Annotated in this window: 16 protein-coding genes and 1 tRNA gene; 1 reads left to right on the top strand and 16 read right to left on the bottom strand. The window is 46.3% G+C overall.

Annotated elements, in window-relative coordinates; all coding sequences use genetic code 11:
* Window positions 1-178: 178 nt before the first annotated feature.
* The 12 genes from abc-f to ilvB all read right to left on the bottom strand — a co-directional run bounded on the left by abc-f (window position 179) and on the right by ilvB (window position 15,706).
* Window positions 179-2,017 (bottom strand): ribosomal protection-like ABC-F family protein, encoded by a 1,839-nt coding sequence (abc-f, locus tag C1I60_RS13710; RefSeq protein WP_137062191.1) that lies wholly within the window; start codon window positions 2,015-2,017, stop codon window positions 179-181.
* Window positions 2,018-2,392: 375 nt separating this feature from the next.
* Complete coding sequence (locus C1I60_RS13705) at window positions 2,393-3,433, bottom strand: polysaccharide lyase family 1 protein (protein ID WP_137062190.1); 1,041 nt, start codon at window positions 3,431-3,433, stop codon at window positions 2,393-2,395.
* Between the two features lie 316 nt (window positions 3,434-3,749).
* Window positions 3,750-3,820 (bottom strand) — tRNA-Gly (locus C1I60_RS13700).
* Window positions 3,821-3,928: 108 nt separating this feature from the next.
* On the bottom strand, window positions 3,929-6,070 hold the full coding sequence (locus tag C1I60_RS13695; RefSeq protein ID WP_137062189.1) for a putative bifunctional diguanylate cyclase/phosphodiesterase: 2,142 nt from the start codon (window positions 6,068-6,070) through the stop codon (window positions 3,929-3,931).
* 333 nt (window positions 6,071-6,403) lie between these two features.
* Window positions 6,404-7,507: an ATP-binding protein gene (locus C1I60_RS13690; protein ID WP_137062188.1), complete on the bottom strand. Its 1,104-nt coding sequence runs from the start codon at window positions 7,505-7,507 to the stop codon at window positions 6,404-6,406.
* A 340-nt stretch (window positions 7,508-7,847) separates the two neighbouring features.
* Complete coding sequence (locus C1I60_RS13685; protein ID WP_137062187.1) at window positions 7,848-8,264, bottom strand: hypothetical protein; 417 nt, start codon at window positions 8,262-8,264, stop codon at window positions 7,848-7,850.
* 264 nt (window positions 8,265-8,528) lie between these two features.
* Window positions 8,529-9,068, bottom strand: a complete 540-nt coding sequence (locus C1I60_RS13680) for a peroxiredoxin (RefSeq protein ID WP_014280569.1) — start codon at window positions 9,066-9,068, stop codon at window positions 8,529-8,531.
* 301 nt (window positions 9,069-9,369) lie between these two features.
* A complete protein-coding gene (gene leuB, locus C1I60_RS13675; RefSeq protein WP_137062186.1) occupies window positions 9,370-10,446 on the bottom strand; it encodes a 3-isopropylmalate dehydrogenase in 1,077 nt (358 codons plus the stop codon).
* Window positions 10,447-10,650: 204 nt separating this feature from the next.
* Window positions 10,651-12,192, bottom strand: coding sequence for a 2-isopropylmalate synthase (locus C1I60_RS13670; protein WP_137062185.1), 1,542 nt, complete (start codon window positions 12,190-12,192; stop codon window positions 10,651-10,653).
* Between the two features lie 125 nt (window positions 12,193-12,317).
* Window positions 12,318-13,310: a ketol-acid reductoisomerase gene (gene ilvC, locus C1I60_RS13665; RefSeq protein ID WP_014280566.1), complete on the bottom strand. Its 993-nt coding sequence runs from the start codon at window positions 13,308-13,310 to the stop codon at window positions 12,318-12,320.
* A gap of 163 nt (window positions 13,311-13,473) precedes the next feature.
* Entirely contained in the window at window positions 13,474-13,959 is a 486-nt protein-coding gene (gene ilvN, locus C1I60_RS13660; protein ID WP_137062184.1) for an acetolactate synthase small subunit, read from the bottom strand.
* 1 nt (window position 13,960) lies between these two features.
* On the bottom strand, window positions 13,961-15,706 hold the full coding sequence (gene ilvB / locus C1I60_RS13655) for a biosynthetic-type acetolactate synthase large subunit (RefSeq protein ID WP_137062183.1): 1,746 nt from the start codon (window positions 15,704-15,706) through the stop codon (window positions 13,961-13,963).
* 613 nt (window positions 15,707-16,319) lie between these two features.
* On the opposite strand from ilvB, the gene C1I60_RS13650 reads away from it, so the two are divergent.
* Window positions 16,320-16,760, top strand: coding sequence for a GNAT family N-acetyltransferase (locus tag C1I60_RS13650; RefSeq protein WP_137062182.1), 441 nt, complete (start codon window positions 16,320-16,322; stop codon window positions 16,758-16,760).
* A 34-nt stretch (window positions 16,761-16,794) separates the two neighbouring features.
* On the opposite strand, the gene C1I60_RS13645 is transcribed toward C1I60_RS13650, so the two are convergent.
* The 4 genes from C1I60_RS13645 to C1I60_RS13630 form a co-directional block, all read right to left on the bottom strand.
* Window positions 16,795-17,148, bottom strand: coding sequence for a hypothetical protein (locus tag C1I60_RS13645; RefSeq protein ID WP_137062181.1), 354 nt, complete (start codon window positions 17,146-17,148; stop codon window positions 16,795-16,797).
* A gap of 266 nt (window positions 17,149-17,414) precedes the next feature.
* A complete protein-coding gene (locus C1I60_RS13640) occupies window positions 17,415-18,374 on the bottom strand; it encodes an ABC transporter permease (protein ID WP_137062180.1) in 960 nt (319 codons plus the stop codon).
* Window position 18,375: 1 nt separating this feature from the next.
* On the bottom strand, window positions 18,376-19,455 hold the full coding sequence (locus tag C1I60_RS13635) for an ABC transporter permease (RefSeq protein WP_137062179.1): 1,080 nt from the start codon (window positions 19,453-19,455) through the stop codon (window positions 18,376-18,378).
* A complete protein-coding gene (locus C1I60_RS13630) occupies window positions 19,448-20,986 on the bottom strand; it encodes an ABC transporter ATP-binding protein (protein ID WP_137062178.1) in 1,539 nt (512 codons plus the stop codon). Before C1I60_RS13630 ends, C1I60_RS13635 begins: the two co-directional genes overlap by 8 nt.
* Between the last annotated feature and the right edge of the window lie 79 nt (window positions 20,987-21,065).

Here is a 21,065-nt window from a genome sequence, read left to right as displayed (position 1 = left end):
CAGCCCAGTTTTGCAGAAACGCTCTCAATCCTATGGCGCTTCCTCCCTGTCCAATTGGACACTGCCTACTCTTCTCCATCAAGACATTTTCAAATTTCGAACTATTGTTCATTATTATATGCAAACCCTCGCGCTTTGGCAAGCCGGGCATACGTTTCACCCATTTTCACACAGCAGTTTAATCCCACTGAGCCAGTTTGGCACGAATACGCCTGATTTCTGACAGCAGTTCCTCATTTTCATCGTTCGGCCCCGCCGTACCCATCAGTTCCGTAAGACGCAATTGTAATCGAAGACGCTCCTCACGCTGCTCCTGACCCTCTGGTTCCTGTTGACGGTTTCGCTGTTCTTCCTGTTTTTCGTCGGCGGTTCCTTCGTAGATTTCATAGGTGCCTCCAGGCTGCATATCAAGCAAACGGGTTGCCGTCCGGCGCACCAGTTCCCGGTCATGCGAGACAAGCACCAATGCCCCATCATAACTGCGCAAAGACTCCTCTACAATCTCACGGGTTTCAATGTCAAAATAATTGGTTGGCTCATCCAGCACCAACAAGTTGGCTCCACTAAAGTACAGGCGTAGAAAGGCCACCCTGCATTTCTCGCCCATACTGAGCGTCCCGATTCTCTTGAACACATCTTCTCTGGCAAAAAGAAAGCATCCCAGCACCGTTCTCGCCTCTGTCTGCGTCATGGTGGGGAGCGCCAGCAAGCTGTCCAGCAATGTCTGATCCTCAGGAAGCTGCTCCAGCTCCTGTGAAAAATATCCGATTTTTAGCTGTGGGTTCGCTGTGATCTTTCCCTTGTACAACTCCAACTGACCTGTTAACAGCCGCAACAGCGTTGTTTTGCCAATTCCATTCGGACCCCGAACAGCCAGACGATCGCCTCGTGCAATGTTCAGGCTGAGATCCTGCACAATGGTATGGTTGTCGTAGCTAAAATAGACATGCTCGGCACGCAGCAGATATTTGGCTTGAAATCCGCTGTCACTTAATTTCATATGCATAGACGCGGCTTCACGCGGCTGCTCAACCCGGTTGGCCTCCATCCGTTCCAGTTCCTTCTCCTTCGCATGATAACGGGAAATATTCTTTTTAGCCTTGGCCTTATAAAAGCTTTGCGTAACGGCCATTTCTACATTGGAAGCTGCCCGGTGCGCCTGATGGAACCATTCCCGGTAACTTCGGATCGTCTCCTCCAACGCCTGCCGTGCCAGCTCCTGCTTCCGGTAGTTGGCTTCCTGCTCCCGCAGCTCCCTTTCCTTATGCTCCTTATATTCCGTATAACCGCCCTTATATCGCCGAATGCCCGTTGACGTCAGCTCGCAAATACCTGTTGCTACCCGATCCAAAAAGGCTCTATCATGCGATACAAACAACAACGTCCCATGATATGTGGACAGCCACTGCTCCAGCCAGAGCAAACTTTCGGCATCCAGATGGTTGGTCGGTTCATCCAGCACCAGCAGCTTCGGCTGTCTGACCATCAATCCGGCCAACCGCACTCTGGTCTTCTGCCCTCCACTCAGGTCACCATAAGCAATAGGCCACGTCTCAGCAGGCATTCCCATCCGGGTCAGTGCCTTTTCCACTTCGGACTCCCACGCAAAGCCTTGCAGCCGCTCGTACTCATCCATTAGCTCGCCGTATTGCTCCAGACGACACTCTGCTTCCTCTCCCTTATAGGCAATTGAAGCCTCCAGTTGCTTCAGCGCCTTCCTCACTCGCCAATGCTCAGGACTGGCCTGCTGTGCCGCCTCAAGTGCAGTTCGCGCGGATTGAATGGTATCCTGCTGCTTCAGCCAGCCCCGCTCATCCGGCGGCAATTCATGCTCTACCTTACCTGAAGTCGGCGCCTCGTCGCCCAACAGTATCCGCAATAGCGTCGTTTTGCCTGCTCCATTTCTTCCGAACAGGGCGAGCCGCTCCCCCTCCGTCACATCCATGGTCACATCCTCAAACAAAGACGTCCCGTTCCAATCCTTTATAACATTTCGAATACGCAAAATGGTTCTCATATGGTAATCATCCTTTCCCTGTCCGGTTTTCATCACCGGAAGCAATCAAAAAAGCCGCAGAAGGCTGCGGCTTGCATACAAGGAATATAGAATGACTGCTATGAATCGTTTCAGAACATACGTTTATAAGAAAGAGAACCGTAAACGGAAAAAAGCATAATCCCGTTCCGGAGCAAACGTATACGTCCCAAACCTCATTTTCAGACACACTTCTCCCGTTGCAGCATACAGCCGCCTGCCAGTAACTGTGCAGTTTATGGGGAAAATCAGTGTCTTACTTCATCGGACGTATCGTTACCTTCCTTTTCACGGAATACTTGCTTGCAGTCAGTATAGCAGATCAGAACATATTTGCAAATCTAATGCACGACAAAATTATTTTCCGAATACAAGGGTTGTATTGGACGATCCTGCATATTTAGTTACAAACTCCCTGGTATATTCAGGAGTTTGAACTTGATAACTGTAGTTCTTGCTCGGATTCCAGTTGGTCACCCGCGACTTTTGGTTGGTAATGGCTGGAAAGCTGCCTACGTCTTTAAATTCTCCATTTGCTTTATCGTCCAGAATGCCGCCCTTTTCGCTACCTTTTCCAAAATAGTTGTACTCCGAATAGATTCTTGCATTCGTAGCTATCGTGTAGGCCAACTGAAAATTATTGATGTAATTATTTTTAACATGGAAATATCCATATCTCATAAGCCCAGGACCACGAACTAGCAAGTTTTCAAAATAATTATTGGCGATAGTGATATGAGGTAAGCCGTCGTAGCTTTTATTGCTATCATCAGGATAACCCAGAATGAGGCCGTACTTATGATTAGCAAATTTGGAATTACTGATGGTTACATAATCAGCCGATTGTCCTACGTACAAAAGCTTGTCCAGATCTGAACCATTGGAAACATAATTGTGACCTGCAAAAGTGACATGATCAATCCAATAGTTTGTACCCGCAGTCAGATAAAGCTGAATATCATCATTATCGTTAATGCTGGCGCTATGTTCAAAAGTCAGATTTTGAAAAATTACATTCCCGGAATTAGCCGTTGTTTTCAAATGAATATTAACCAGCTTGTTTTGGGCATATGAACCGATAAGCGATTTGTTGGAACCAATATTGACAACAGTTTTAGAGGAGGCAGAAATATTTTTTTCAATTACCAGGATTTTGGGAGTTGAATCCCCTAACTGGTTTTTCAAATCGTTGAGATTGTTGATATAGATAACCTGTCCGTTTTTGCCCCCGGTTGTGGTGGGCTTGGAAGCTCCATTTTCATTTTTGGCCTGTCCAGCAAAACCTGTAAGTCCATTCGTCGACGTATTCGGGAAATCAGCCGCAGCGAACGTAGAGGTTGCTGGAAAAGCGAAAAGCACAAAGGTTAAGCCAAGAATTAATAAAAAAATTTTCCTCATTGAAACTACACCATCCTTTTATTATATTTAATTACAATAATTATACTATACTATTCATTTATAAAATGGTAAATAGTTCTTTTTATCTGTTTATTTATAGCATGAAAGCGAAACAAATGGTTATAATTTTGTGTAATAGTGAAAAATGGTTTGTAAGAACGCAAACAAGCCGGGAGACCTGATTGGCATCCCGGCTAACATATATGTAATCCAATGCCCTTGATCCGTCCCATTTTAATAAAGAGTCTGTGGTCCGTCGAGCTAGGGGTAAAAAAAAACCTTGCACCACAAGGGTTTCAAAGGTTTTTACAAGCAAAGCGGGTGATGGGAATCGAACCCACGCTATCAGCTTGGAAGGCTGAAGTTCTACCATTGAACTACACCCGCATTTTACAATATCGCAATTCTCATGTAATGACATAATCAAACTGTTGTCAACCAGCAGAATCAGGATGTTATCTACTATAACTTACCTGCCTGTAAATTGCAAGCAAACTACACCCCATCCTTAGCCAGCCAATTCATAGGTTTGCGCAAAAACAAGTTTTCAAAGGATTCCGCCGAAATAGGCCGACTGAAATAATAGCCTTGACCCTCATGACAATCCTGAGCCTGTAAAAATTGGAGCTGACCCTCATTTTCCACGCCTTCAGCCGTAACCTTCAGCTTCAAATGGTGGGCCATGGAAGCAATGGTCGACACAATAGCCGCATTTTTGCTGTCCACCAGCACCTCATTGACAAAGGAACGGTCAATTTTAAGACGATCTATCGGAAGATTTTTCAAATAATGCAACGAGCTATAGCCCGTTCCAAAATCATCGATACTGATTGCAACGCCAATGGCTTTTATTTTTTTCAGTTGCTCAAAGGCTCGATCCTTATCAAAAGTCATACTCTCTGTAATCTCCAGCTCCAGATAGCACGGTTCCAGTCCCGTAAAGGCCAAAATGCCCCGAATCACATCCACCAGCTTTTTTTGCTGAAATTGGCGCATGGATAAGTTCACTGATATCGGGATCAGCTGGTATCCAGCCCTCTGCCAACGCTTGTTTTGTAAGCATGCTTCCCTTAGCACCCATTCTCCCAAAGGCACGATCAGACCACTTTCTTCGGCCACTGGAATAAAATCTCCTGGCATCACCATTCCGCGATGAGGATGATTCCAACGCACCAGTGCCTCCAGGCTCGTCAATTCACCACTCTGCAAATGAACACGCGGTTGATACACCAGTGAAAATTCTCCATTTTCAAGCCCACGCCGCAAATCATTTTCCAATTGGAGCCTTTCCTGCGCCCGCATCTGCATGACACTGGTATACCGCTGAATATTCACTCCCTGCTCCTTGGCATTATGGACAGCGGTATCCGCATGCTGAATGAGCTGCTCACCCTGAGTGGCATCCAGAGGATATAAAGCTATCCCCATACTCACCATCACATGATAGTACTCACCATTAATATCAAAAGGCTGCTCAAATAACTTTACCATATCATCAATACGATTTTTCATGGCATCTATATCCTGGTAGCCTGTGAGAAGAAACGCAAACTCATCTCTGCCCATACTGAAAACATCCTCGCCTTCACGGCAAAAATGCTCCAAGCGTTCTCCCACAGCATACAGCAAATAATTCCCTGCCATACGCCCCAACGAATCGTTAATGGTTTTGAATCGGTCAATATTCAATATTAAAAGAGCTACCGTCTCATTGGGTTTTAATGGATTGCGCAGAGCTTGCTCCAGACATTGTGAAAGACGCCGACGATTCGGTAGCCCTGTGATATCATCATAATAGGCTATGTAATTAAATTCAGATTCTGCCGCCTTCTTTTCCTGGTATGGAACAAGGACCGTGATCCGAACCAAGCCGCTTAGCATGTCATAAAACGCAATAGCATTCATCAAAAGTCCCATAAGGTGATTTACATCACTCATTTGCCAAGAGGACATATAAAACAGCTGGCTCACGATACATAGCCCAATCCAGCGAAGCATAAGCAACATACCAAATTCCGATGGAAGATATTTAAAATATTTTCGTGCGCCCAAAATAAAATTGGATACAAGCAGAAACAGGATAACCCAGTTCAGCATCCATCCCAGATTGTCCAGTTGATGTCTAATACGAAGATCCGGTAAGTATGGTCCGTAGATCTGAATAGTCCCCAGAATCAGCAAAATAAAACTTATACCTGTCCATAAAACGGTTTTCTTGTATCCTGATCTGGCTTTTCTAAAGGGGAGAGAACAAATAACTACAAACATAATAGAGATAAAGACGCGATTCACGTAAAGAAGCCACAGCGAAATACCCTGAGACAAAACAAAGTCCGTCAGGCTAACAAAACTGAACGAGAGGATATGAACAAGATAAAGCAGACCAACCACCAGAAATGTAGGAGCGATGAGAAGTCGCCCCCAGGATAAATGCTCCAGCAAAACCGACCAGGAATGATAAAAAATAGAGAAACAGATCGCTGCACAGGCGAATCCTGCAATGGGGTATAGCAAGAAAAAAACATTATGAGAGTATAGCTTATTCAAAGTTACCTGAAATAACTGAACTAAGACAAACAGAACTAGCGCAGCAATACCGATGCCTAACGTTTTCTTTACTTCCAGCCTTGTATTCATTCAGCCTCTTCAGCCCCCTGCGTATCGGAAATTCCGATCATCTAAGACGTTTGACAGCTTTGGAAGCCGTTTTTTAAGTCTATAGTATCAAAAATAAATATGGATTCTGGTACATAATAACATTTAATCTGTGAAAGGTGAATCATTTTTTAGTCTTATATTCATTATTTCATTTTCATATTTACGCAAATAAATAAGCTTACAGCACCAAAAAAGCGCATCATCTTTTCAGATCCTGCGCTCTATCCAGTCTTTTTCAAATGAATGATACCTAGCTGTAGAACACAAAAGAATGAGTACTTAGCGCCTCCCTTTTGTGAAAGGTCCAAAAGTCTAAACTACAGGAAGCGTGATTTTAAACTGTGTCCCCTTTCCATGTGCACTGTCTACATGAATAAAGCCTCCGTGATTTTTGATGATCCGGTAGCTCACTGCCAGTCCCAAGCCGGTACCGCTTTCTTTTGTTGTAAAAAATGGATCAAATAAACGTGATAATGTATTGTGGTCCATCCCCAAACCATTATCTTCAATGCAAATATGGACATACGAGCCCTCCAGCACCGTATGGATATCAATGCATCCTTCACGGTCCTCTCTGATCTCCTCGATGGCATCCATTGCATTTTTGATCATATTGAGAATGACCTGCTTAATCTGCTTTACATCAATGGAAACCTTCATGAGCGTGCTATTTTCATCCAGTGCGATCTGGCAACCCTTCATCAGCGCCTCGCTTTCGGTCAGCATCACAACCTCTTTCAACAGACCCATCACAGGTACAGCCGTTTTTTGCGGAGCTGAAGGCTTGGACGAATTCAGAAACTCATAAATAATGTCGTTCGCGCGATCTATCTCTGTCAAAATTATACGAGCATACTCATCTCTTCCCAGTTCCACCAGATGCGGCCGCAGTAATTGAATAAAGCCCCGAATGGCAGTAAGCGGGTTACGGATTTCATGAGCAATCGAGGCGGAAATGCGTCCTAACATCGCAAGCTTGTCATTTTGATACGCCGTCTGCTCAATTTGCTTATAATCCGACACATCCTTGACACTGAACAAAAAATCGCCATCCATCTGATCCCCATAGGTTACCGTAATCAACCAATGACGACCATACTCATCAATCAATTCATGATAGCGCTTTCTATGAAAGATGGTCTCTTTGTATATCCGCATAATTTTCTTCTTCTTAAATCGGCTTAACTCGGGATGATGCAAAATTTGCATCAAGTTGCGACCTGCCAGCGAACTACGCGGCAGTTCCAGCAGTTTGGCCATTTGCACGTTAATAAAGGTCAGTACCCCGTCACTGTCAAACAGCATGATACCACTATCCAGGTTCTCCAGCACATTTTCATACTTGTTATTGGCGATCTGTGTGGGAGGGCAAGCTCCCACGGTATCAAGCAAGGCTTCTTGGAATTCACTGATCATGCCAGGCTTCCCCCTTGTTTCGGAATGATAAACTGGCCGTATCGGACGCTTAACATTTTTTGAAGAAGAGAAAGACATCATCTATCGACTACCCTTCAACGGTTAGAAAACAGCTTCAAAAACCCGGTCATCTCTTTCCAATTGAGAGTCTAATTTTATGATAGACAAGACTTAGGATTCCAGTCAATCGGAAAAAGTGTCGAATTCACATTTTTATCCTGTTTTCTTTCGTCATAATATCTGCGCAACATTACTAAAAACCAAACAATAAGTTAGGAATAAGCGCCCTACACACCAAAGAAGCTCTCCAGGTGTGAGAGCTTCTTTGGTGTGTAGGATGTCAACTGCCGCTCTTATTATGCTGAAGCCGAGAGCGTCTCTGGCTCATAACAGCCAGTCTTCTCTTGAGCTCCCCCTGCCATTTTTCATCGTTCATCTGTTTTGCTACCATCAATAAATCCAGAGACATGTCAATTTGGCGCTTCAAAATTTCAAACTCATCCTCACTCTCTCGATTCACACAATTCTCAAATATCGTATCATCATCTTCCATGACGTAATCCTGAAAATCAATCTCGCTTGCCCCGTCTCCATGTGCATACTCCGCCAAAATTTCATACTCATTCTCGACTTTATAATGAACCTCAATGCGACGACATACCGGGCAAAACAGCAAAGGAACATTATGAACTTGGGTGCGGTAATGCTTCAGCGTTCCCTTGGTTCCTACCATGCTTGCTCCACAGCAATAACTCATCCGGGCTCAGCCTCCTCTGAACAAAACCTGTTCCGCCTTGTGTATCCTCTATGTTACCTTATTCGCTTTCACCAGCTGAAATTCCTCCAAAACACAGTAACATTTCCACAATTATTTCTTATTTCACCCTGTACTGTTCAATTCAAACACACATTATTATAAAATCTTTCCCTGCATAACATAGGCAAGCAAGCCCCCAATGTCGGTAAAAAACCGCTTGTTGGGGGCTTGCAAGTTTAATGTTCAACTTCTTCTAAGTTTGTATTACAGGTTTTTGTCGCCTGGTTTCCAGTTCATTGCGCACAAGCCGCCAGATTGCAAAGCTTGCAGTACACGCAATGTTTCTTCTACACTACGACCTACGTCGTTGTGGTTAACCACTTGGTATTTCAATTCTCCTTCAGGATCAATGATGAACAAGCCGCGCAATGCAACTCCTTCTTCTTCGATCAGAACGCCATAATCGCTTGCTGTTTTTTTCGTGATATCAGAAGCCAACGGGAAGTTCAGTTTGCCCAATCCGTTGTTTTCTTTAGCTGTATTGATCCATGCTTTGTGGCTGTGTACAGAGTCTACACTGATACCCAGAATTTCAGTATCCAGCTCTTTAAATTGGTCAGCAGCATCGCTCAATGCTGTGATTTCTGTTGGGCACACAAAAGTGAAATCCAGTGGATAGAAAAAGAATACGAGCCATTTGCCACGGTAATCGGAAAGCTTCACCGAACCAAATTCTTGACCGTCCCCAGTCACTGTTTCCAATGCAAAATCAGGTGCGGGTCTTCCTACCAATCTTTCTGCCATAATATGAAATCCTCCTTTTAAAATATGTAAGAAAAACATCAAATGTGTTTTCCTCAATCATCTGTATTGTATTAAAGCAACCTACTTGATAAATGTTATCATTCGCAGAAATCAAAGTCAATATTGTAACCATTACTTTTTTAGAATTATTTTAAACTAGATTCTAAAAATTCACAATTTATACACATTCACCAGGCTGCACCCTTCCAGATATAACAGCAGCCCCTGATTGCTCAGGAGCTGCTGTATCATGCACTTGCTGTATCATCAGCTACCTTGTTTCAAGAAAGCCTCCAAGCTTTTATCGAATAGCTGCTGCGATCAGATCACCCATACGAGTTGTCGAGATAGCCTTGGATTTATCTACCGCGATATCGGCTGTACGATGTCCAGCATCCAGTACCTCAGCTACCGCCTTCTCAATGGCATCAGCAGCTTTCTCATATCCGAAAGTCATTCGGAACATTAAAGCAACGGACAAGATTGTTGCAATCGGATTGGCCAGTCCTTGACCTGCAATGTCAGGTGCCGAGCCGTGTACCGGCTCGTACAGACCGAAGCTGCCTTCCCCGAGAGAAGCGGAGGACAGCATACCGATGGATCCGGTCAGCATAGCCGCTTCGTCACTAAGGATATCGCCGAACATATTTTCCGTCACGATGACGTCAAAGCTGGACGGCCGACGCAGCAATTGCATTGCGCAGTTATCAACCAGCACATGCTCCAGCTCAACATCCGGATAGTCTACTGCGACCCGGTTAACCACTTCACGCCACAAACGGGAAGTTTCCAGCACGTTGGCCTTGTCCACCGATGCGAGCTTTTTGCGACGCTTTTGTGCAATCTCGAAAGATTGGCGAACAATACGCTCCACTTCCGTTACATTATATGCGCATGTATCGACAGCTTCCTCACCCTGAGGACTTTCACGTCTGAACTTCTCACCGAAGTAAATGCCGCCTGTCAGCTCGCGCACAACGATCAGATCCGTTCCTTCCAGCACTTCAGGCTTCAGTGTCGAAGCGTCCTTGAGACAGTCGAAGACGACAGCCGGACGAAGATTCGAGAACAGGCCTAGCTCTTTGCGTATACCTAGCAGTCCTGTTTCAGGGCGAAGCTCCTTCGGATTATTATCCCACTTGGGACCACCTACGGCTCCCAACAGTACGGCATCTGCAGATTGGCAGACAGCCAGCGTTTCTTGGGGCAACGGTGTACCCTTCTCATCAATCGCAATTCCACCGAACAGTGCATGCTCCGTTTCAAAAGAATGGCCAAACACTTCCTCCGTACGCTTCAAAATTTTCTCTGCCTCAGCCACCACTTCCGGTCCAATTCCGTCCCCAGCTATTACCGCAATCTTTTTCACGTCTGCCATCACGTACACTCCTCTTGTTTTACAGCCTTACGGGCGTATTATTTATACCTTCTTTGTAACATACATGGCAGGGCTTTGACCAAGATATAGAATCTATCAATTAATAGGCTTAGCCTATAAGTTAAAAATCTGTAGTAAGACAAAGCAAAACAGGACCGGAAATACCCGATCCTGTAAACTCCAAATTTGCTTGAATCACAGCCATTAGGACTTGTAATCTACACGATTGCTGTAGGTTTTACGCTTGTCGATCAAGCCATTTAATGCATCCACATAAGCACGGGCGCTTGCTTCCAGAATGTCAGTGCTTACCCCACGTCCCTGTACAGATAGATCGTTTTGGGTCAACACGACATGCACTTCACCCAGAGCATCCTTACCTTGGGTAACAGACTTGATCGAGTAATCCGAAAGAACGACTGTCTCACTGCTGGCTTGGTCAATCGCATTGTAAATCGCATCGACCGAACCGTTCCCTTCAGCTTCCGTCTCAATAACCTGACCTTCGTCTGTAACCAGACGTACCTTGGCGGAAGGTGTAGCCTCGTTGCCATAGGTTACAAAAATCGTTTCCAGCTTGAAAACTTCTGGTGAATCGGCCAGTTTTTCTTCCAGCAGCGCCAGAATATCATCATCCGATACTTCTTTCTTCCTGTCAGCCAAATCCTTGAACTGTCCGAAGGAGCGGTTCAGCTCCTCTTCGCTCAATTCGTAGCCCAGCTCGATCAAGCGTTCGCGGAAAGCATGGCGACCGGAATGCTTGCCCAGTACCAGCTTGCTTTCCTTCAGACCAATACTTTCCGGCGTCATGATTTCATAGGTCGTTTTTTCCTTCAACATGCCATCCTGATGAATACCCGATTCATGCGCAAAAGCATTCGCTCCAACAATCGCCTTGTTGCCCGGCACGACCATACCCGTCAGACGGCTGACCATACGGCTCGTACGTGCAATCTCGGACAGTTGCAGAGACGTTTTGGCCTGGAAAAATTCCTGTCTCGTCTCCAGCGCCATCGCGATTTCCTCAATGGCGGTATTTCCGGCGCGTTCACCGATACCGTTAATGGTGCCCTCAATCTGATCCGCCCCGTTCAGGATCGCAGCCAGCGTATTGGCCGTAGCCATTCCCAGGTCGTTGTGGCAATGTGCGCTCAATTGAATCTTTTCCACACCAACTACATTCTCCTTAACATGCTTGAAAATGTTGCCGTATTCATAAGGTGTCAAGTAACCCACGGTATCCGGAATATTGACGACAGACACACCTTCCTGTACAGCCATGGTGACCATTTCCACCACAAAACCAAGCTCCGTACGACCTGCATCCTCCAGGGAAAACTCTACCTTGGGCAAATATTTTAACCCATAACGAATGGCTGAACGAGCGGTTTCCAATACCTGTGCCTTCTCCATCCGCAGCTTATACTGACGGTGAATGGGGGAGGTTGCCAGAAAGATATGGATACATGGGTCCTGAGCTCCCTTAAGTGCCTCGCGGACTGCATCAATATCCTGTTCCCTCGCTCGTGAAAGACCAATAACCGTTGAATTTTTGACAGCCTTGGCAACCGCATTAACAGCGGCCAAGTCCCCCGGTGAAGCAGCCGGGAATCCAGCTTCCATACGGTCAATACCTAATTTCTCCAACTGATGGGCGATCTCTACTTTCTCACGGGTATTCAAGTTCACACCAGGTGACTGTTCTCCGTCTCTCAACGTTGTGTCAAATATATATATTTTGCGCAACCTAACGCACCTCCCTCAGGATAGAAGCATTAAATTACAATGCGGCTCACGCAATAAGCAGGGCCGCATTGTAAGATTACATTATGAATGAATCATGTTTTTCGAACTCGTTGTACAAAAAGATCTTATTTTTTGATCCAGTGCATCATTTCGCGCAATTGTCCGCCCACCACTTCAATCGGATGGTTAGCTTCATTACGGCGAGTAGCCGTCAGGAATGCACGTCCGGATTGATTTTCAAGGATGAAGTCACGAGCAAATTTACCTTGTTGAATGTCAGTCAATACGTCTTTCATTGCTTTCTTCGTATCTTCTGTTACGATACGTGGTCCAGTTACATAGTCGCCATATTCCGCTGTGTTACTGATGGAATCACGCATTGTTGCCAAACCGCCTTCATACATCAGGTCAACGATCAGCTTAAGCTCATGCAAGCATTCGAAGTAAGCCATCTCAGGAGCATATCCTGCTTCAGTCAACGTTTCAAAACCCGCTTTTACGAGTGCGCTCACGCCACCACACAATACCGCCTGCTCTCCGAACAGATCTGTTTCCGTTTCTTCACGGAAGGAGGTTTCGATCACGCCCGCACGTGTACAGCCAATACCCTTGGCATAAGCAAGACCGATTTCTTTCGCTTGACCCGTTGCATCCTGCTCGATTGCAATCAGACCCGGTACGCCAAAGCCTTCTACATAGGTACGACGTACCATATGACCTGGAGATTTTGGAGCAACCAGCAGTACATCGCTATCTTTAGGAGCAACGATTTGTCCGAAATGAACATTGAAACCATGGGAGAATAAAAGAGCTGCTCCTTTTTTTAGGTTAGGTTCAATTTCATTTTTGTATACAGAAGCTTGTGTTTCATCCGGCAACAAAATTTGAACCACATCTGCACGGCTTGTTGCATCAGCCACGTTCAGAACTTCAAAACCGTCGTTTCTTGCAACATCTGCCGATTTGCCTTCACGCAAACCGATAACAACATTTAGACCACTGTCACGCAAGTTTTGTGCTTGAGCATGTCCTTGGCTACCGTAACCGATAACGGCAACTGTTTTTCCTTTCAATACGCTGAGCTCTGCATCTTTTTCGTAGTACGTTGTAACTGCCATGGTTAATTTCCTCCTTTTAATTGGACCCTTCATAATGAGCGGGTACTCCAAGAGACTTTGCATCGTTACCGAACCTTGAAAATCTCTTCGAGCCCCCGCTCTTATGCGGGCGGTTCTTTATTGATGTAATGCGCTATAAGCGGTAATTCGTTAAAGCTCCGTATTAAGCATTGCCACGTATCATGGCCGTAACCCCGGTTCGGGTCAGCTCACGAATACCGTAAGGCTTCAACAACTCGATCATGGCATCAATTTTTTCGGTATCGCCAATGACCTGAACAATCAAACTCGTCGTTCCAACATCAACTACTGCTGCTCTGAACGTTTCCACGACACCCATAATTTCTGGCCGCTGAGGCGGTTCTGCTTTCACCTTAATCATCGCCAACTCCCGTGCAACCATCGGCTTGGAGCTAAGATCAATAACCTTGATTACATCAACCAGCTTGTAAAGCTGCTTCTCGATCTGCTCCAGATTGTTCTTATCTCCTATGGTCACAATGACCATACGGGATAATCCAACTTCCTCCGATTGACCCACGGTAATGCTCTCAATGTTAAAACCACGGCGACCGAACAGGCCGGACACACGCTGCAAAACGCCGGGATGATCATTTACCAGTACAGCAATGGTATTTTTAATCGTCATTTTACTCGTCCCCCATCAGCATTTGATCAATCGTCGAACCTTGCGTCACCATCGGATATACATTCTCTTCCTTGCTGACCACAAACTCGACAACGACCGGTCCGGGTGTATCAAGCGCCTCCTGCCAAGCCCGACGTGCCTCTTCCTTATTCGTAGCACGCAGTCCTTTTACGCCGTATGCCTCAGCCAGCTTCACAAAATCTGGGCTTCCGGCCAGATCAATATGGCTATAGCGATTGTCATAGATCAATTCCTGCCATTGTCGAACCATCCCCAGCACCTGATTGTTGATGATTACGATTTTGACCGGGATGTTATTGATTGCACAAATGGCCAGCTCCTGCGAACACATCTGCATGCCGCCGTCTCCGTTAATCGAGATAACCAGTCTGTCGGGATTCGCCATCTGAGCGCCAATCGCGGAAGGGAAACCAAATCCCATCGTACCCAGCCCACCGGATGTCACCCATGAGCGCGGCTGATTGAATTTATAATACTGCGCTGCCCACATTTGATGCTGACCCACGTCCGTTGTCACGATTGCGCCGCCTTTGGTCGTTTCATCCAGCAGCTCGACAACCCATTGTGGCTTAAGCACTGTATCCGAATCCTTATAAGAATAAGGCTTCTCATTTTTCCATTGTTGAATTTGCGCTCTCCATGCATCCGCTCGATTCGCGCGTTTCACATCCTGATTCAGCAACTCCAGTACCGCTTTCACATCGCCTACAATCGGAATATCTGTCGGTACGTTTTTGCCGATTTCGGCAGGATCGATATCAATATGGACAATTTTGGCGTGAGGAGCAAAGCCGTCCAGCTTGCCTGTCACCCGGTCATCAAAGCGGGCACCGATACAGATTAGCAAATCCGACTGTTGAATCGCCTGATTGGAGGTGTACGTTCCGTGCATCCCCGGCATTCCTGTCCACAGTTCATGACCACTTGGGAAACCTCCCAATCCCAGCAATGTTGTTGTAATCGGAATTTCCGTTTTGCGAACAAACTCGTAAAGTGCCTCATGCCCACCGGAGTAAACAACCCCGCCACCTGCCAGAATAAATGGGCGTTTCGCTTCAGAAATAGCGTGAGTCAGCTTGTCTAGCTGAATTTTGTTTGGCAATACCTTCGGGTTATAGCCTCGCATGGTCACAGGTCCCGTTTGTGGAACAAACAGCGTTTGGGCTGCCGATATATCCTTCGGAATATCAATCAGTACCGGACCCTTGCGGCCCGTGTTGGCAATATGGAACGCCTCATGGATGATTCGCGGCAGATCCTCTACATCTCTTACCAGATAGCTGTGCTTCGTAATCGGCATCGTGATTCCCGTGATATCAGCTTCCTGAAAAGCGTCTGTGCCGATCAGGGAGGATATAACGTTGCCTGTGATGACCACTAACGGCACCGAATCCATAAAAGCCGTCGCAATGCCGGTTACCAGGTTTGTTGCTCCAGGTCCGGAAGTCGCGATACAGACGCCGACTTTACCACTGGCACGTGCGTAACCATCTGCCGCATGAATGGCTCCCTGCTCGTGACGGGTGAGGACATGCTTAAAATCCTCAAAACCGTACATGGCATCATAAATGTAAAGCACTGCACCACCGGGGTATCCGAAGACACAATCTACTCCCTCCAGCAACAGGCTACGGAGCAAAATTTCCGAACCTGTAATCACTTCAGGTTTCATCCACTTTTCACGTAATTCATCGGTTGACCGAACTTCAGGAATTTGTGCACTCATTGGTCATCCTCCTTTACAAAATTTACATACATCTGACATTTGTAAAAACAAAAAAACCTTCCATCCCTAGAACAGACTTGCTGTTACTGAGGGACGAAAGGCTATAGCTTCCGTGGTACCACCCGTATTTGCCCGATATTTCGCAATATCGAACCTTGGCAGGTACAGAAATCACAAAGGATCTCCATATCTGGCGTCTGTAACGTAGACCGTACGATTTTCCCTAATAGGTGATTCAGCGCACCGCTAAATATCATCGGGCCCAAATACTTTTCAGGAAAACAGCTCCAAGGTGAGCTCGTTAAAAAGGGATTTTGGTGAAGCTTGCAGCTAATGCCTCACTCTCTGAACAAAAGAGCCCTAATCACTTCGTCCTTTTCATTGCCGTTGAGTTCATGTCATTCTTTCAAATGTTTAGACACATTATATGTCCCCCATCTGGGATAGTCAATACCCAGATTTCATAAAAATTTATGTTTTTTCTCCGGGGTACCTCTGAGCCGCACGCTTGCAAGAGCTACCCGCATATTATAAAAAAGACCACACGGCGAGACTGTGCGCACCTCCAAAGCCTCGTCTTGCCTTGCTAAAAGGGTGGAAAAGGAGGCACGCTATGATCCGCAAACGCAGCGCCCAAGATGACAGAATGATCCTTCGTCTGATCGAGCAAGAACTTGTCCCCCTGTCACATTTAGGTGCACAAGAAATAGATCAAATCCGTAAAGAATTACCCCGGCGCTTAAACCGGGGCATCACTTTTGTCGCTTGCAGGCCCGATAATGCACAGCCTGTCGGCTTCATTCATGTCATGCTGCATGGGGAGCTGCTGTACATTGATTTGATCGCAATCTCTTCGTCTCATCAAGGCCAGCGCTACGGAAAAAAACTGCTGGAGCATGCCGAACAATACGGGCGACTACGACGCTGCAAGCGGGCAAAAGTCATGGTAGATGAAGTCAATATCCGTGGAATCCGCTTTTATCTGCGTAACCATTACCAAATGCTACGATACGTCTCCCTGAGTCGATGCCATGAACTTGAAAAAACACTGTGAAAAAGTGGAGCCTACATCTCAAAATTCCATTAACCTAGAATACATTGGGGTAAAACGGATATCCTGCTCCGGGGTATCCCCCATCTGTATATGGGCCGTACTGAGGGGCACCGTATCCCGGACCGCCATATCCCGGTCCCCCATAACCTGCTCCGTAACCGCCATATCCACCAACGTAAGGAGCCGTGCCGATGGCAAGCAAGTCAAACAGCACCAGGGGAATAATCGCCTTCGTCTTTACTTTTTTCTTACGGTTTGGCTGAAGAATCAGTCGGTTACCCGAAATGCGAATCAGCTTGCCGCTGACCTGAGAACCATCCTTGCGAGTAGCCAGAATGACTTTGCCGACAAGCTTCTCCACCTGCTTTCTGGTTACTGCCTGTTTCATCGTATTTCCTCCTTCTTTCTTAACGGATGGACAGATTGAACGGCTCCTTGATAGCTCACCGCCACCACAAAACAGACTGGAGCTGACAGGGGCCGAGCGTTCGTCCAATCTGCATAGCACAGTCTATTCCATCCATGCCAGAAGCGTATGTTTATATGCCTGCACAACCTAAAAAAATCCGGTATCTGCGAATGCAGATACCGGATTTACGAACAAATACAATTTACTGATTCCAAGACAAATAGCGTTTAGTTGCCCATTTACTATTAGCGCTTGCTTGGATCATAGAGCTGACCCAAAGCAGCCGGTGCACGTGAACGTCCTACAGCCGCTACCAGTACAATAATCGTCAGAAGATAGGGCAGCATAAAAATAATTTCCTGGGGAATACTTTGCGACCATGCGAACAACTGCACATAGTTGCGAATGGCCTGGGAAAAGCCAAAGAACACGGCTGCGCCAAAAGCACCGAGCGGGTTCCATTTCCCGAAGATCATAGCTGCAATAGCAATATAACCTTGACCGGATACCGTATTATGCGAAAACATATTTGTCGTCGTCAACGTAATCGTGGCACCACCAATACCAGCCAACGCACCGCTGATCATGACCCCAATATAACGCAGCCGGTTCACCTTGATACCGACGGTATCCGCAGCCCCCGGATGCTCTCCGACAGAACGTAGACGCAAGCCAAACGGCGTTTTATACAAAGTGAAATATCCAATAATGACTAATAGTATAGCCAAATAGGTCGTTGGATAAGCTTGGAAAAAAGCATTTCCTAAAACCGGAATATCTACTAGATAGGGAATTGATATTTCGCTAAAACCCTGAATTCGCCCAGTATCGCCATCACCCTCAAATAAAAGCTTAACCATGTATAGCGTACTGCCTGCCGCCAAAAAGTTAATAACAATTCCGCTAATGACCTGATCGGCTTTAAACGTAATCGAGGCTACAGCATGAATCAGCGAAACCAGAATGCCGAATACAGCCGCCGACAACACACCTATCCAAGCGGCAGAGGTCCCCCCGAGCCCTGCTTGTTCCGCATAAAATCCGCCTACACCCGCAGCAAACGCCCCGAACACCATAAGACCTTCCAGACCGAGGTTCGTTACACCGGATTTTTCCGAAAAGACTCCGCCAAGAGACGCAAATATAATCGCCGTCGCAAAAACGAGCGTTGTATGGATTAATTCACCAAGTGTTAACCAACTCATTTTACAACACCTTCTCTTTCTTCCGCTTGGAGTAGAGCGGCTTCACAACCCAACGAACAATTCCCTGAGCTGCAATAAAGAAAATAATTGAGCCGATGACAATCCGAATGATTTCGGGCGGTACATCCGCGCTAAAGCTCATCCCCGCAGAACCATACGTAAGCGTTCCGAACAAAACAGAGCCCAGCAGTACACCGAACGGATTATTCATCCCAATGAGGGCCACGGCGATACCATCAAAGCCGGTCCCCGGCGATCCTGCCATGACGGATTGATAATGGAATACACCCAGCACTTCAAAGGCACCCGCCAATCCGGCGAAAACACCACTAATAAACATCGCTTTTACGATATTGCGATTCACATTCATACCTGCATAGCGGGATGCGTCCTGATTAAATCCAACAGCACGCAACTCGTAGCCTTGCTTGGTTTTCCACATGAAAATATAGAAAAACACCGCCGCCAGCACAGCAATAACGGTTCCCCAATGAACTCGGGCATTACCCATCATCTGTGACAGCCATTCAATCGAAATTGAAGCGGAGGGCTGAATATCCACGGAACGATTTTCACCCTCCATGAGTGCGAACTGGTTAATCACCAGGTTAGCCAAATACAGACCAATCCAGTTCATCATAATACAAGTGATAACCTCATTCACGCCACGCTTAGCCTTCAAATAGCCAGCAATTGCAGCCCATAGACCCCCGAATACCGCCCCAGCAATGATTGCCAGCGGCGCATGAATAATAGCAGGCAGTCCATGCAGCTTGATGCCCACAATCGAAGCAGCCGTCATACCCACCAGAAATTGTCCTTCGCCGCCGATGTTAAACAGTCCGGCACGGGCCGCAAAAGCAAATGCAAGCCCCGTCAAAATCAGTGGGGTCATCTCACGGATAGCCTCACCAAAGTTGTATGAGTCTCCGTACACACGGCTAAATAGAGCAGAATACGCCACAATGGGATCATAACCGCCAATCAGCATTACGACAGCACCCAGAAGAAGACCCAAAATTATAGAGACCAGCGCCAGAACAAAGGAGTCTTTCGTAAATATTTTCAACAGGTTAGCCATTCTCTACTCCTTTCTTCACTGCACTTCCGGCCATCATCAGTCCCAATTCCTGATCATTCGTTTCTTCCGGTAGCACTTCCCCGACAATCTTGCCCTCATAGATGACAGCTATTCGGTCGGAAACATTCATAATTTCGTCCAGTTCAAAAGAAATGAGCAATACCGCTTTGCCTTGATCCCGCTGAGCAATCAGTTGCTTCTGGACAAATTCAATCGCTCCAACATCCAGCCCCCGTGTAGGTTGGGCCGCAATAAGCAGATCTGGATTTTTATCTATTTCACGCGCAATGATTGCCTTTTGCTGATTACCGCCAGATAATGCTCTCGCCTTGGTATGAATGTCCGGCGTTCTCACATCAAATTTCTCGATGAGACTTTTCGCCTGCTTATCAATAGCCTCTTTGTTCAGAAAGCCATTTTTACTGTACGGAGCCTGATAGTACGTCTCCAGAACCATGTTTTCACTCATGGAGAAATCGAGTACCAGCCCGTGCTTATGCCGGTCCTCCGGGATATGCGAAACGCCTGCCTCTGAAATTTTACGTGGCGACTGATTCGTCATCTCTTGTCCGAGCAATCGGATATGCCCACCATCGACCTTACGTAAACCGGTCAAAGCTTCAATCAGCTCACTCTGTCCATTGCCATCTACTCCGGCGATTCCTAAAATCTCGCCTGCCTTGACTTGCAGGTTCAGCTTGTTCAGAACGCTAATGCCATCCATGTTTTTAGAGACCACATTGCTCATTTCCAGAACGGTTTGTCCCGGCTTCGCAGGCTGCTTATCCACTTTAAAGGACACACGACGGCCTACCATTTTCTCCGCCAGATCATTCGGCGTCGTTTCCGATGTCTTGACCGTATCAATAACCTGACCCCGGCGAATAATCGTAACTGTATCTGCAATTTGCATGATTTCTTTAAGTTTATGAGTGATCAAAATAATGGACTTGCCTTCAGCTACCAGACGCTTCATAATGTCCAACAGCTCAATGATTTCCTGTGGAGTCAGTACCGCTGTCGGCTCGTCAAAGATCAGGATATCTGCGCCACGATAAAGCGTTTTTATAATTTCCACTCGTTGTTGCATGCCGACGGATATATCTTCAATTTTGGCATTCGGATTCACCTGAAGGCCATACTGCTCAGACAACCGCTGTACTTCGGCGGCAGCCTTTTTATAATTGATTTTCAGACCTTTACGTGGCTCCGAGCCCAGGACAATATTTTCGGTGACAGTAAACGGCTGCACGAGCTTAAAATGCTGATGCACCATGCCAATTCCCAAATCAATCGCCTTATTTGGGCTATCAATCTGCACTGGTTTTCCACCAATTTCTATCGATCCTTCATCCGGCTGATACAGTCCGAAAAGAATATTCATAAGCGTAGATTTACCCGCACCATTCTCACCCAAGAGGGCATGAATTTCTCCCTTATGCAGCTTGATGCTGATGGAGTCGTTGGCAACGATGCCGGGGAATCGTTTTGTAATTTGCTTTAACTCAACGACGGGGGTCGCTGCATCCATGAGATCACCCTTATATACTTTATAGTATGTGCTCCAATGAGCTGATTGACCGTTATGATCTGTATAACTCCAGACGTAA

Origin of the sequence: Paenibacillus terrae (assembly GCF_005217525.1) — a bacterium.
GTDB lineage: Bacteria > Bacillota > Bacilli > Paenibacillales > Paenibacillaceae > Paenibacillus > Paenibacillus terrae_C.
The sequence above is the reverse complement of the archived record's forward strand: the minus strand, read 5'-3'. Positions and strand labels throughout refer to the sequence as shown.